At 70.8% G+C, this 14,250-nt stretch carries 9 protein-coding genes and 3 pseudogenes; 8 read left to right on the top strand and 4 right to left on the bottom strand.

Annotation, left to right across the window (positions count from 1 at the left end):
• Positions 1–174: 174 nt before the first annotated feature.
• The gene (gene xylA / locus ABZ823_RS20495; RefSeq protein ID WP_361661976.1) at positions 175–1,341 is read right to left on the bottom strand and encodes a xylose isomerase; all 1,167 of its coding nucleotides are present in this window, start codon (positions 1,339–1,341) and stop codon (positions 175–177) included.
• A 197-nt stretch (positions 1,342–1,538) separates the two neighbouring features.
• Between xylA and xylB the strand changes: the two genes are divergently transcribed.
• From xylB to ABZ823_RS20460, 7 genes and pseudogenes are all read left to right on the top strand, one after another.
• Positions 1,539–2,984 carry a xylulokinase gene (xylB, locus tag ABZ823_RS20490; protein ID WP_361661973.1) on the top strand — a complete coding sequence of 482 codons (1,446 nt, stop codon included), beginning with the start codon at positions 1,539–1,541 and terminating at the stop codon, positions 2,982–2,984.
• A gap of 17 nt (positions 2,985–3,001) precedes the next feature.
• The gene (locus tag ABZ823_RS20485; RefSeq protein ID WP_361661970.1) at positions 3,002–4,210 is read left to right on the top strand and encodes an ROK family transcriptional regulator; all 1,209 of its coding nucleotides are present in this window, start codon (positions 3,002–3,004) and stop codon (positions 4,208–4,210) included.
• Positions 4,211–4,692: 482 nt separating this feature from the next.
• Entirely contained in the window at positions 4,693–5,256 is a 564-nt protein-coding gene (locus tag ABZ823_RS20480; RefSeq protein ID WP_361661967.1) for an N-acetylmuramoyl-L-alanine amidase, read from the top strand.
• 160 nt (positions 5,257–5,416) lie between these two features.
• Positions 5,417–6,733: a GAF domain-containing protein gene (locus tag ABZ823_RS20475; RefSeq protein WP_361661964.1), complete on the top strand. Its 1,317-nt coding sequence runs from the start codon at positions 5,417–5,419 to the stop codon at positions 6,731–6,733.
• Between the two features lie 194 nt (positions 6,734–6,927).
• Positions 6,928–8,451, top strand: coding sequence for an aldehyde dehydrogenase (adh, locus tag ABZ823_RS20470; protein WP_361661961.1), 1,524 nt, complete (start codon positions 6,928–6,930; stop codon positions 8,449–8,451).
• Positions 8,452–9,428: 977 nt separating this feature from the next.
• Positions 9,429–10,649, top strand: coding sequence for a cytochrome P450 (locus ABZ823_RS20465; protein WP_361661959.1), 1,221 nt, complete (start codon positions 9,429–9,431; stop codon positions 10,647–10,649).
• Positions 10,650–10,792: 143 nt separating this feature from the next.
• Positions 10,793–11,170 (top strand): annotated as a pseudogene (locus ABZ823_RS20460) (ABC transporter transmembrane domain-containing protein); the annotation flags it as partial.
• 284 nt (positions 11,171–11,454) lie between these two features.
• On the opposite strand, the pseudogene ABZ823_RS20455 reads toward ABZ823_RS20460, so the two are convergent.
• Positions 11,455–11,707 (bottom strand): annotated as a pseudogene (locus tag ABZ823_RS20455) (transposase); the annotation flags it as partial.
• On the opposite strand from ABZ823_RS20455, the pseudogene ABZ823_RS20450 reads away from it, so the two are divergent.
• A pseudogene (locus ABZ823_RS20450) lies at positions 11,699–11,884 on the top strand (transposase); the annotation flags it as partial. The pseudogenes ABZ823_RS20455 and ABZ823_RS20450 overlap by 9 nt on opposite strands.
• A 9-nt stretch (positions 11,885–11,893) precedes the next feature.
• Here the strand turns inward: ABZ823_RS20450 and ABZ823_RS20445 are convergent.
• Positions 11,894–13,279 (bottom strand): MFS transporter, encoded by a 1,386-nt coding sequence (locus ABZ823_RS20445; protein WP_361661956.1) that lies wholly within the window; start codon positions 13,277–13,279, stop codon positions 11,894–11,896.
• Between the two features lie 205 nt (positions 13,280–13,484).
• A complete protein-coding gene (locus ABZ823_RS20440; protein ID WP_361661954.1) occupies positions 13,485–13,940 on the bottom strand; it encodes an RpiB/LacA/LacB family sugar-phosphate isomerase in 456 nt (151 codons plus the stop codon).
• Positions 13,941–14,250 lie beyond the last annotated feature (310 nt).

The following is a 14,250-nucleotide window of genomic DNA, read 5'->3' as shown; positions in this document are numbered from 1 at the left end:
GGGAGGGAGGCCACGGCCCCGGTGGGAGCAGCCCCCGGAGCGGGACCGTGGCCTCGGGGCGACGGGCCGAACCGTCACCGTCCGAAGGTGGCGCCGCCATGCCACCCCGGCCGGCCGGTGGCCCGCGCCGCCCCTTGCGCGCGGGGCCCGACAAGCGGCGAAGGGCCGCGGTGATCAGCCGCGGGCGCCGAGCAGATGGTCCATGGCCAGCTGGTCCAGGCGCTCGAAGGCCATTCCGCGCGCGGCGGCCGCCTCCACGTCGAACTCCTCGAAGGCACCGCGGTCCGCGAGCAGCGCCTGGAGCCCGTCCGCGGCGGTCGGCTGAGCCAGCTGGTCCAGACGGGAGGCGCGCAGGGCCTGCTGGACCTCGGGGTCCGCGCGGAAGGCGGACGAACGCTCCTTGAGGATGAGGTAGTTGCGCATGCACCCCGCCGCCGACGCCCACACTCCGTCCAGGTCCTCGGTGCGCGGCGGCTTGAAGTCGAAGTGGCGCGGCCCGCTGTAACCGGCGCTCTCCAGGAGGTCGACCAGCCAGAAAGCCGCTCGGAGATCGCCCGCCCCGAAGCGCAGGTCCTGGTCGTACTTGATGCCGGACTGGCCGTTGAGGTCGATGTGGAAGAGCTTGCCCGCCCACAGTGCCTGGGCGATGCCGTGCGGGAAGTTGAGCCCGGCCATCTGCTCGTGCCCCACCTCGGGGTTGACGCCGTACAGCTCCGGGCGCTCCAGCCGCTCGATGAAGGCGAGGGCATGACCGACCGTCGGCAGCAGGATGTCACCGCGCGGCTCGTTCGGCTTGGGCTCGATGGCGAAGCGCAGGTCGTACCCCTGGGAGGTGACGTACTCACCGAGGAGGTCGAAGGCCTCCTTCATACGGTCGAGTGCGGCGCGCACGTCCTTGGCCGCCCCGGACTCGGCACCTTCCCGGCCGCCCCAGGCGACGTACGTCCGGGCGCCGAGCTCCACCGCCAGGTCGATGTTGCGAATGGTCTTGCGCAAGGCGTAGCGGCGGACGTCCCGGTCGTTGGCGGTGAAGGCGCCGTCCTTGAAGACGGGGTGGGTGAAGAGGTTGGTCGTGGCCATCGGCACGGTCATCCCGGTCGTGTCGAGCGCCTGACGGAAGCGCTTGATGTGCGCCTCGCGCTCGCTGTCCGAGGAGCCGAAGGGGATCAGGTCGTCGTCGTGGAAGGTCACGCCGTAGGCCCCGAGCTCGGCGAGGCGCTGGACCGTCTCGACCGGGTCCAGGGCGCGCCGGGTGGCGTCACCGAACGGATCCCTTCCCTGCCAGCCGACGGTCCACAGGCCGAAGGTGAACCTGTCTTCGGGGGTGGGCTGGTAGCTCATGCCGCGGCTCCTCGTTCGCTGGACTATTTCGTCATGGCGCTTAACAAATTAGTATGCGGAGGCGTCTCTGGGAAGAGACGGTGTGTCCTCGTACGGAGACTGCGTACGGTGACCAGGGGCGGATCCCGGGCCACGTCGGCCCCGGCACGCTCCGCCAACAGGCCAGATCCCGCGAGCCGCGGAAGAGGGAGAGCCCGATGTCAGCAGCCGAGGGTCCGCTCGTCGTCGGGGTGGACTCATCCACCCAGTCCACCAAGGCCCTGGTCGTCGACGCGTCGACCGGACGGGTGGTGGCGAGCGGCCAGGCACCGCACACCGTCTCGTCGGGGGCGGGCCGCGAAAGCGATCCCCGTCAGTGGTGGGACGCCCTGTGCGAGGCGCTGCACCAGTGCGGTGAGGCGGCTCGTGAGGCCGCCGCGGTGTCGATCGGCGGCCAGCAGCACGGTCTGGTCACCCTGGACGCACAGGGCGATCCGGTGCGTCCGGCCCTGCTGTGGAACGACGTACGGTCCGCCCCGCAGGCCCGCCGGCTGGTGGAGGAGCTGGGCGGCCCCAAGGTCTGGGCGGAACGCACCGGAAGCGTGCCGGGACCGTCCTTCACGGTCACGAAGTGGGCCTGGCTTGCCGAGCACGAGCCGGAGGCCGTCCGCGCGACGGCGGCCGTGCGGCTGCCCCACGACTACCTGACCGAACGCCTCACCGGTCAGGGCACGACCGACCGCGGTGACGCGTCCGGCACCGGCTGGTGGGCGTCCGCGACCGAGTCGTACGACGAGGAGATCCTCGCGCATGTGGGCCTGGATCCGGCCCTGCTGCCGCGCGTGGTCCGGCCCGGCGAGGTCGCGGGCACCGTACGCGACGCCCATGACCTGCCCTTCTCGAAGGGCACCCTGGTCGCTCCGGGCACCGGTGACAACGCCGCGGCGGCGCTGGGCCTCGGGCTGCGCCCCGGGACCGCGGTCATCAGCCTCGGCACCTCCGGCACGGTGTACGCCGTCTCCAAACGACGCCCCACCGACCCGACCGGGACCGTGGCGGGCTTCGCGGACGCGCACGGCGACTGGTTGCCGCTGGCATGCACCCTGAACTGCACGCTCGCCGTCGACCGGATCGCCGCCCTGCTGGGCCTGGACCGCGAGGCCGTGGAGCCGGGTACGGGAGTGACGCTGCTCCCCTACCTCGACGGTGAGCGCACCCCCGCCTTCCCGCACGCCTCGGGCCTGCTCCACGGCCTGCGCCACGACACGACGGCGGGGCAGCTGCTCCAGGCCGCCTACGACGGCGCGGTGCACTCGCTGCTCGGCGCCCTCGACCTGGTGCTCGACGCGGACGCGGACCGCACGGCTTCGCTGCTGCTCATCGGCGGCGGCGCGCGGGGGACGGCGTGGCAGGAGACCGTACGACGGCTTTCCGGGCGTCCGGTGCAGGTGCCCGAGGCCAGGGAACTCGTCGCCCTGGGCGCCGCCGCGCAGGCCGCCGGACTGCTGACCGGTGAGGACCCTGCCGCCGTCGCCCGGCGCTGGGACACCGCCCGTGGCCCGGTGCTGGAGGCCGCGGAGCGCGACGAGGCGGCCCTGGCCCGGATCGCCGGGGTACTCTCCGACGCGGCCCCGCTGCTGGAGCGGGAGCCGGACGGGAACTGACGGGATCCGAGGGAGGCATGACCGCACCGCTGCACGAAGCCCATCCGTCCAGCCCCGGCCGCCGGCTGCCCGACACCCAGCAGGGCATGCGCCGCCGGAATCTGGCACGCGTCATGCACACCGTGAGCGCCGAGGGGCCGCTGTCGCGCGCCGCGGTCGCCTCACGGATCGGACTGACCCGGGCGGCGGTCTCCACCCTGGTCGACGAGCTGATCCGGTCGGGACTGCTCGAAGAGCTGGGGCCTGAGCGACCCGGCCGGGTGGGGCGCCCGGGGTCCGCCCTGGCCGTCAGCGGACACGGTCCGGCGGGGATCGGCGCGGAGATCGGGGTGGACCACCTGGCGGTGTGCGCGGTAGATCTGCGCGGGGTCATACGGGCGCGGGCGGTGCGCCACGGCATGAACCGAGGCCGTTCCCCGCAGCCGGTGCTCGGCGAACTGACCGACCTGGTGGGGCAGGTCGTCGCCGAGGCGGAGCGGGACGGCCTGTGGCCCGCGGGCCTCGCGGTCGCGGTGCCGGGTCTGGTGGCACGCGACGCCCGGACCGTGGTCCGCGCACCCAACCTGGACTGGCACGACGTCGACCTGGGCCCGCTCCTGCCGCCCGTACTGCCCCTGACCGTGGACAACGAGGCCAACTTCGGTTCGCTCGCGGAACTCTGGCTCGGCGACGACACACCACGCGACTTCCTGCATGTCTCGGCGGAGATCGGCATCGGTGGCGCCGTCGTGGTGGACGGGCGGCTGCTGAGGGGCACACGCGGTTTCGCGGGCGAGCTGGGCCATGTGCCCGTGCGGCCGGAGGGGCCGCCATGCGCGTGCGGCGGGCGCGGCTGTCTGGAGCAGTACGCCGGCGAGGAGGCCGTGCTGCGTGCGGCCGGGCTGCCGCCAGGCAAGGGCGGCGTGGAACTGCTGGCCGAGCGTGCCACGCAGGGCGACAGGGACGTACGCCGTGCGCTGCGCGGTGCCGGGACCGCGCTCGGTATCGCGCTGACCGGTGCGGTGAATCTGCTGGACCCTCAGGCCGTCGTGCTCGGCGGAGCGCTGGCCGCGCTCGCGCCCTGGCTCCTGCCGGCGCTGCAACGGGAGTTGGCGCGCCGTACGGCCGGCCCGGCGTGCGCCGTGACCGTCTCACGGCTGGGACCGGAGGGGCCGCTGCTCGGTGCCGCGCACTCGGTGGTGCGGGCGGTGCTCGACGATCCGGCGGCGGTGGCCGGGCGGAGCTGAGGCGATCACCCGACCGGTGCCACTCGGGCCTCGACCGGGTCGCTTTCCCCTCTCGACTTCGGCGGGAGGGATCGCCGTCCCTCCTACGGGTGGCGGAGTTATCCACAGTTCCGCCTTTGTCCACCGCGGACACCGGGCTCCCCCTGCGCGACCGCCCGGCACCGTAACGTGATGCACACAAGACGCGGCCGCCCGACGGCGGTTGTGCACGAGTGTCAGCGGGGGTTCACATGACGAACGAGACGGGTCACGTCCACGACGGCGATGGCACGTGCGAGAGCCGCTCCGGTCGGGGGACGGCTCGGCGCACACACGACGCAACGCGAGAGCCACACCCGGTCGCGCGAAACGACGGCCGCGCTGAGGCGTTGAGTACACGAGACACGAAACCGGTACATTTCGAAACCTCTGGTACGGAAGGCGTCCCCTTCGTGAAGCGAGCCAAGTCACAGGGAGCAAGCTCATGCACCAGCAGACGAGGGTTGCTGAAGGGCGCGGTTCTCGCCGCGGTGCCCTATGTCCTGCTCCCGTCGGCTCCGGCTCGTGCCCGGCCCCGGACCGTCGACCACCCCAACGCCGACTGGCTCTCGGCGCACCCCGCCAACTACACGGCCGGGGACCGGCCCGCAAGCCAGTCGCTGGACTACGTCGTCATCCATGTCACGCAGGCGACGTACACCAACACGCTGGGCATCTTTCACAACCCGCGGAAGAAGGTGTCCGCGCACTACGTCGTCCGGTCGGCGGACGGGCACATCGCGCAGTGCGTCCGCGAGCACGACATCGCCTGGCACGCGGGCAACTGGGACTACAACACACGCAGCGTCGGCATCGAGCACGAAGGGTGGGTGGATCAGCCCGGGTACTTCACGGACGCCTTGTACGAGGAGTCGGCCAGGCTCACGGCGTCCATCTGCGCGCGGTACGGAATCCCGAACGACCGGGCGCACATCATCGGGCACTACGAGGTCCCCGGGACGGACCACACCGATCCGGGGCCGAACTGGGACTGGGAGCGCTATATGAGAATCGTCAACCGCAACTGAACCTCCCGGTCCGGAAGGCAGCGCCGCGGGGCCGGCGTAGCGCGTGGTCACGAGTGCGGGTCCGAGACGGGTCGCCGGGACTCGCGGGGATAGACGGCTGTGGTCCCGATCGGATGGATGGCTGTCGAGACGGTTGTCGGCGCCCCCCTCCCGAGTGACGATGTCCCCGACCGCATCGCCGTCCCGGGAGGCCCCATTGACCGATCCGTGGGTGGCCCTGGAGCCGGGGGCCGATCCCGTCCAGCGGGTGCAGGAGCTGCGTCGCGCCCACGAGTCGTTCACGGCGGCGGGCACGGTCGCGCGGAGGGTACGTCCCGTGGTGGCCGACTCGTGGCGGCGTTCGGCTCGGGCGGGCGTGGGGCCGGACGGCACGGCGCGCGTGGAGCTGACGGACGGCGACCTCGGCTCCTACCGTGCGGAGCATCCGTTGGCACGCGTGATGCCGCTGATCCGCGAGCTGATGGGCCCGTTCGCGGCGGACGGCGAGCATCTGCTGGCGGTGTGCGACGCGCAGGGAAGGCTGCTCTGGGTCGAGGGCGACCCGGCGACACGACGGCGGGCGGACCGGATGAACTTCGTGCCGGGAGCGCGCTGGGCGGAGTCGGCGGTGGGGACGAACGCACCGGGGACGGCCGTCGCGGTGGACCGGCCGGTGCAGGTGTTCGCGGCCGAGCACTTCACTCGGCGGGTCCAGCCGTGGACGTGCGCGGCGGCGCCGGTGCACGATCCGCGCACCGGACGGGTGCTCGGCGCGCTGGACATCACCGGCGGGGACGGGCTCGCGCATCCGCACAGTCTGGGGTTCGTCCAGGCGGTGGCGCGAGCGGCCGAGTCCCACCTGGCGCTGCTCGCACCGGCCGAGGCTCCGGCTGACACGCTGGAGCTGACCGCGCTGGGCCGCGACGAGGCGCGGCTGCGCACACGCGGCCGGCGGATCCGGCTCAGTCGCCGCCACAGCGAGATCGTGGTGCTGCTGGCCCGGCATCCGGAGGGGCTGAGCGGGGACGAGCTGCTGTGCGCGCTGTACGAGGACGAGTCGGTGACACCGGTGACGCTCCGCGCCGAGCTCGCGCGGCTGCGCCGGATACTCGGCCCCGGTCTGCTGGCTTCGCGTCCCTACCGGCTGACGGCCCCAATCGAGTCCGATGTCGCGGTCGTGGAGCGCCGACTGGCGGCGGGGGCGGTCGCGGAGGCGGCGGCCGCGTATCCGGGGCCGCTGCTGCCGGGTTCGCTGGCACCGGCGGTGGCGCTGCTGCGGCGCAGGCTGGCCGACGGGCTGCGGACGGCGCTCATCGCCCGCCGCGACCCCGACCTGCTGGCCGACTGGGCTCACGCACCGTGGGGGGAGGACGACCTCGACGTCTGGCGGGCGCTCGCGGCGGTCCGGCCGACGGCGACCGTGCGGGCGCGCCTCGACGAGCTGGAGTCGGAACTCGCGGCACCGGCGGGGTGGGCACGGCAGGCGGCAACTCGCTGAGGCGTCGGGCGACAGGCCCGTCCGTCGTCAGCCTCGCCGCGCGATGGCGGCGAACTCGGCGAACTCGGCGAACTCGGCGAACTCGGCGAACTCGGCGAACTCGGCGACGCAACGTACTCGCAACGTCCGCGTGCCTAGCCTCGCGCCGAGAGCTGCCCAACGGCGGGCAGCGCTTTCCCGGGAGGCAGACCCGTATGACCCGTTACGCAGCGCCCGGCACCGATGGCGCGATCGTCTCCTACCAGGCGCGCTACGACCACTTCATCGGCGGTGAGTACGTACCGCCGGCCCGCGGCCAGTACTTCGAGAATCCGACTCCGGTCAACGGCCAGCCGTTCACGGAGATCGCGCGGGGTACGGCCGAGGACGTGGAGCGCGCGCTGGACGCGGCACACGCCGCCGCGCCCGCCTGGGGCCGTACGTCGGTGACCGAACGCTCCGACATCCTCCGAAAGATCGCCGACCGGATGGAGGCCAACCTGGAGCGGCTGGCGGTGGCCGAGAGCTGGGAGAACGGCAAGCCCATCCGGGAGACCCTGGCCGCGGACATCCCGCTCGCCATCGACCACTTCCGCTACTTCGCGGGCGCGATCCGGGCGCAGGAGGGCTCGCTGGGCGAGGTCGACGACGACACGGTGGCCTACCACTTCCATGAGCCGCTCGGTGTGGTCGCGCAGATCATCCCCTGGAACTTCCCCATCCTCATGGCGACATGGAAGCTGGCTCCGGCCCTGGCGGCCGGCAACGCGGTCGTCCTCAAGCCGGCCGAGCAGACCCCGGCGTCCATCCACTACTGGCTGAGCCTGGTCGCCGACCTGCTGCCGCCGGGCGTGGTGAACATCGTGAACGGGTTCGGTGTGGAGGCGGGCAAGCCACTGGCCTCCAGCCCGCGCGTCGCCAAGGTCGCGTTCACGGGTGAGACGACGACGGGCCGGCTCATCATGCAGTACGCCTCCGAGAACATCACCCCGGTCACCCTGGAGCTCGGCGGCAAGTCCCCGAACATCTTCTTCGACGACGTCTGGTCGGCGAACGACGACTTCCGCGACAAGGCGCTGGAAGGCTTCACGATGTTCGCCCTCAACCAGGGCGAGGTGTGCACGTGTCCGTCTCGGGCGCTGGTGCAGCGAGGGCAGTACGCGGAGTTCATGGAGGCGGCCGTCGCCCGCACCGAGCTGATCAAGACCGGGCATCCGCTGGACACGGACACGATGATCGGCGCCCAGGCCTCGAACGACCAGCTGGAGAAGATCCTCTCGTACCTGGACATCGGCCGGCAGGAAGGTGCGAAGGTCCTCGCGGGCGGGGAACGCATCGAGCACGACGGCGAGTTGAAGGGCGGTTACTACGTCCAGCCGACGATCTTCGAGGGCGACAACCGGATGCGGATCTTCCAGGAGGAGATCTTCGGCCCGGTGGTATCGGTGACGTCGTTCCACGACTTCGACGACGCCATCAAGATCGCCAACGACACCCTGTACGGGCTCGGGGCCGGTGTGTGGACCCGGGACGTCAACACCGCGTACCGCGCGGGACGCGCCATCCAGGCGGGCCGCGTCTGGACCAACTGCTACCACGCGTACCCGGCACACGCCGCGTTCGGCGGCTACAAGGGCTCGGGCATCGGCCGGGAGACCCACAAGATGATGCTGGAGCACTACCAGCAGACGAAGAATCTGCTGGTGTCATACTCGCCGAAGAAGCTCGGCTTCTTCTAGAGGCACGAGGAAAGGCGCCTGACCTGGGTTTTCACCCGTCAGGCGCCCTTCGTGCAACCCGCTCTCGACCGGGCCCGACTTGCGCGCTAACTCCCAATTCCTCCCACGACTGCACCCCTCCTGACCAGTGCTTCCGGACCAGTCACGGACCAAACCCCCGGTTCAGCCCTCGGGTACGTCACCGCGGATCGGAATACGTTGCGCCGGGGCCGGGCCTCGATGACCCAGCCGTCGGCCAGTGCCCGGATCAGTGCGGTCTCGCTCAAACCCGTCGGCCTATCTCGCATGCCTCGGCATTCTGCCTCCTCGCGCGGCAGGGCCGCAGATCATTTACGGCACAGGAGGATCGGGTCTCCGTGAAGAGTGGTTCAACAGCGGTACAGGGGCGCGGTCCGGGCCGTCGGGCCGGGCGTGTCGACCTCCGGCATCCGCTATGCGCCGCGTGCCCAAGGGACGACGTAACCCCAGCCGTTAAGGGTCTCCAGCGGACGAAACACAGGGGCCGGCCGACGCGATCGGAGAACGAGGCCGCGCCGTCCGTCACGAACACCCCGAGCCCGTTGTCACTTAGCCGGTTCAGATCGCGTGCAACGACACGCTCGGAGATGGCGCCCCGCGTGATGGTGTAGGCGATCACCGTGCGGGTGTGCGCGGGCGGATGCCCGGGGCGTGCATCCGGTGACGGTCTCCGCTCCCTGCGCATGGGGCAGCCACTGTGCAACTCTCCATGATGAACAAGCAGTCCGACGCAGGAGGTGCGCGGTGGCCTTGTCCCAGGCCACTTCACCTGGGGAGCCGGCCCGCACAGCTGCCCGGCCAGATCGCACGCGTACCTCATCGCCGAAGGCGCCATCCTCCACGTCCTCGACGCTCTGCCCGAGATGGACCCCGACGGCCACCGGGACGACGTCGTCTGGCGCCCCGCTCCCTGTTCGCACTGCCCGTCACCTTCGCCACGAGCTGAAAGAGACCCAACCGTGTCCGAACAGCAGATACTCGTCCTCGACCCGACCGGATCCGACCCGGATGCCGAACACCAGGCCCTGCGCGAGCGCGGCCCGGCGACGCTGGTGGACATCCTCGGCGTGCGCGCCTGGTCCGTCTCCGACCCGGCCCTCCTCAAACAGCTCCTGACCAGCAAGGACGTCTCCAAGGACGGCCGCGCCCACTGGCCGGCCTTCGCCGAGACCGTCGCCACCTGGCCGCTGGCCCTGTGGGTCGCGGTGGAGAACATGTTCACCGCCTACGGCAAGGATCACAGCCGCCTGCGCCGCATGGTTGCCCCCGCCCTCTCCGCCCGCCGCACCGCCGCCCTCCAGGCGGACATCGAGGCCCTCGTCGACGGCATCCTCGACGCCCTCCCGGTCGGCGAGACGGTCGACCTGCGCGAGCACCTCGCCTACCCGCTCCCGATCGCTGTCATCGGCACGCTCATGGGCGTCCCTGCCGACCAGCGCACCGAATTCCGCACCGTGGTGGACAACGTGTTCGCCACCCACCTCTCCGCCGAGGAACAGGCCGCGAACACCGCCGCCCTCTACGGCCTGCTTGACGCCCTGATCGAGACCAAGCGCACTGAGCCCGGTGAGGACATGACCTCGCTGCTGATCGCCACCCGCGACGAGGAAGACGGCTCCGCCCTCCGCCACGCCGAGCTACGCGACACGCTCCTGCTGATGATCAGCGCCGGATACGAGACCACCGTCAACGTCATCGACCAGGCCATCACCACCCTGCTGACCGATCCCCAGCAGCTCGCCCACATCCGGGAAGGCCGCTGCACCTGGCAGGACGTCGTCGAGGAGACCCTGCGCCACCAGCCCGCGGTCAAGCACCTTCCCCTGCGCTACGCCCGCACCGACATCCCTCTCCCCGACGGGCAGACGATCAAGGCCGGCGAGGCGATCCTCGCCTCCTACGCCGCCGCCAACCGCCACCCCGACTGGCACAAGGAGGCCGACCGTTTCGACGCCACCCGCCCCAGCAAGGAACACCTCGCCTTCGGACACGGCGTTCACTTCTGTCTCGGTGCCCCGCTCGCCCGACTCGAAGTCGCCACCGCGCTGCGCCTGCTCTTCGAACGCTTTCCCGACGCCCAACTCGCCACGGAGCGAACCGCGCTGAAGAGGCTGCCGAGCCTCATCAGCAACGGACACGCCTCCGTCCCCGTGCGCCTGCGCCCGATGTCGAGCCACTGACCGATACCGACCAGGAAGACCACCATGACTGCCCCCGCTCCGACCACGCCGCTCACCCGGCCGAGAGGCGCATCGCCCAGCACGCGGTGAACTGCCTGCTGGCACGCCAGATCGCCGACGCCCAGACGTTGTCGCACCACACGGTCCGCGCATCCGAACAGATGCAGGACTCGGTTGGCGCCATTGCCGCCGACCTGGAACGCGCCCTCGGCGCCCTGCCGATGGTCCGGGTGCACCGCGCCGAGGAGCGCGAGGCGGCTTGCATCGGCGCACGCGTCGAGGCGGCCTACGGCGCGGGGGTACGCACCGCGAAGCTTGCTTCTGTCATGAGCCTCGCCGTCGAACTCGCCGTTCAGGGCTCCTTCCTCTTCGTCCTGGTCGTCGGCGGCCTGCGCGTCAACGGCCGGGCCGGCTCCCTCGGCGACCTGGTCGCCTTCCTGCTGTACGCCTCGTACCTCGTCCTGCCGCTGTCCTCCGTCTTCCGTGCCGTGGGCCTCATCCAACGCGGGATGGACGCCTACCGAACACCTGCAGCAGCGACTCTGACCTGCATGTCGAACCCGCCAGGCAGTCCTTCAACCCGGCTCGCGTCCAACGCGGTTGCGACCCGACGGCAAGTCGAGCTTGTCGAGAGCCGCCTGCTCAGCCTCGACGTTTCATGACGGTCCGCCGACGGAGTCGGTGGACTGTTGTCGTGCCGTCGGCAAAGGCTGTGCAGGCCGAGGGCACGAGTGTCGCCTCGTGGTGGCGCCAGGTTCCACTGCTCCCGCTGTTGAACTGCTGTCGTAGGGACGGGAAAACCTGGTCAGCCGGGGTTCGGCAGGATTCGCGGACTGTTCGAGAGCGGCGGTGATGTGGCTGGTCCAGGGCCGGTGCCGGGCCAGGCGGAGGATCCGGCGGCGGCCGGTGGTGACGAGCTGTCCGGCCGTGGTGAACAGGCGGAGCCGCAGGCGGCGGGGTTCCCAGAGCCTGGCCTTGCCGGTCAGCGCGAGCATCGGCATCCAGGCCAGCAGGTCCAGCGCGATCTGCACGATCTCCAGCCGGATCCGGTTCTGCGCTTGCTGGACGCCGGGGTGGAGGCGCCGTGGGTGACCGGCGACGAAGCCTACGGGCAGGACCCTCGGCTTCGTGCCGGCCTGGAAGCGCGCGGCATCGGCTACGTGATGGCGGTCGCCTGCTCCACACGGGTGCGGATCAACTCAGGCCGCACCCCCATCCGCGCGGACACCGTCGCCGCGACGAGTTCACCGAGAGCCAGGCGAGGGCGGCAGGACGGCATTCACCGGAGTGCCGGCCGCGGTCTGAGCATGGCCTTCTTCTGCAACGAGGCGGAGCACGCGCTCCCGCTCCTGGCGGCCCCAGGTCTCCTTGGTCGCGAGGATGCCGACGAGACCGATCAAGGCCGCGCCGAGGTAGAGCAGCGCCGCGCCCGGCCACCCGAAGGCGCCTACCAGGGCGGCGGCGAGCAGTGGTGCGAAGCCGCCGATGGCCGCGGCGACTTGGTAGCCGAGCGAGGCGCCCGAGGTACGAGTGGCGGTGCGGAACTGCTCGGTGAGCAGAGAGCCCTGGGTTCCTGTAAGCGATGCGTGGATGAGGCCGATGCCGATGATGAACACCGTCACCACCAGGGCGGGTTGGGCGGAGTTGGTGAGCAGATACATGGGGAAGGCGAAGAGGATCGCCGCCGTACAGGCCGTTATGTAGATCGGGCGGCGTCCGATGCGGTCGGTGAGTGCGCCGGCGAGGAAGGTGACTGCCATGGCGAGGACGCTGGCGGCGGTGATCGCACTGAGGGCCACGGGCCTGAGGTCGGGGTGGCGTTCGGTGATGTAGTTGAGCAGGTAGGTCGCGGTGGAGTAGTAGGCGAAGGATTCCACGACCCGCAAGGCGATGACACGCAGGATGCCGCGCCAATCGCCGGCCAGGGTCGCGAGAAGCGGGTTCTTCTCGGTCTTGCCGCTTGCCTGGGCCTCCTGGAATTCGGGGGATTCCGTGAGACGGGAACGTACGATCAGCGCGGCGATCACAAGGACGGCGCTGAGCAGGAAGGGCGTCCGCCACTGCCAGTTGCCGTCGAGGGTGTCACTCCACGCGAACACGCCGCTGGCCAGAGCAATGCCCAGAGGGTTGCCGGACTGGGGGATCGCGGCGAACATGCCGCGGCGGTGCCACGGCGCGTGCTCGTAGGCCATGGTGATCGCACCGCCCCATTCGGCACCGAATGCCAGGCCCTGCAGCATGCGGAGGGCCACGAGCAGGATCGGTGCGAGCACGCCGGCCTGTTCGTAGGTCGGCAGCGCGCCGATGAGGAAGGTGGCGGCACCCATGACGAGCATCGCCGTGACGAGGACGGGTTTGCGGCCGACCTTGTCGGCGAAGTAGCCGCCGATGGCTCCTCCGAGCGGTCGCATGACGAAACCGACGGCGAGGGTGGCGAAGGAGAGCAAGGTGCCGACGAACCGGTCGCTCTCGGGGAAGAAGACCGCTCCGAAGTAGAGCGCGGAGGCGGTGCCGTATGCGATGAAGTCGTAGTTCTCGACGCTGGTGCCGAGGCCCGCGGCGACTGCTGTCTTGACGCGGTCCTTGGAGCCGAGCACGCTTCGCCGTCCGGCGGGGGCGCTGGTGGACATGGGGGATCTCCTTGGTGGGTCGCCGGAGAGAAGCCGGCGTCTGCGCAGTGAGGAGGATGGGGCCGCACGAGGAGGAGGCCGGATCCTTTGACTGGGTGCTTCTGGGCATGACGAACAGGCGCCCGGCGCAGTCGTTCGCGGGCGGGGCACATCGGTGTCAGCGGAAGAGGGAGTTCACCCTCTCAAGGGGTGTGTGGGCGGCTTGTCAGGAGGCCGAGGTCAGGGCGTCGAGCGCGTTGAGCTTGGCGACCCGGCGGCGGGTTTCTTCGTGGTCGTCGAAGACGGCACCGAGGAACTCACGGACGATGTCGGGCACGAGTGCGTGCGGGACCAGCCAGGCCCCGATGGCGATGGCGTTGGCGTCGTCGTGCTCGACTGCTTGGTGGGCGGAGTAGGGCTCGTGGGCGAGACCGCAACGGACGCCGGGCAGTTTGTTGGCGGCCATGACGGCGCCCTGGCCGGTGCCGCATACGAGCACCGCCCGATCGGCGGAGCCAGAGAGCACCACCTCGCAGGTGCTGCGGGTGATGTCCGGGAAGTCGACAGGGTCGCGGCTGTGGGTGCCGCAATCGATCACCTCGTGACCGAGAGCCTCAATGGCCTGGCGGACGGCATCTTTGAGCGGATATCCGGCGTGGTCCGCGCCGAGGGCGACCTTCATCGGTGGTTCCTTTCAGGACGGGCGCACTGCCTGCCGTCGGACTGGGGACGGAGGTTGTGGTGCTGGGTCTGGTGTGACAGCGACGGTGAGTGCGTGGTGTGCGTGTTGGTCGCACGCTGCGCGATCCGTAAGCGCAGGCGATGGCCTTGCCGGGCATTGCACGCTCGGCGCCGGGCCCCGAGGGGTGCTCTCCACCTGGTCGCGGGCGAGGAAAGCGGCCAGGGCGGCATCACCGTCGACGGCGTCGGCCTCGAGGTGGACTGCACAGTTACGCCTTGACGACGCGGATGGCCGAGGAAGCCGGCGTCCT

Origin of the sequence: Streptomyces sp. NPDC047079, from assembly GCF_040643755.1 — a bacterium.
Classification (GTDB): Bacteria; Actinomycetota; Actinomycetes; order Streptomycetales; family Streptomycetaceae; genus Streptomyces.
The sequence above is the reverse complement of the archived record's forward strand: the minus strand, read 5'-3'. Positions and strand labels throughout refer to the sequence as shown.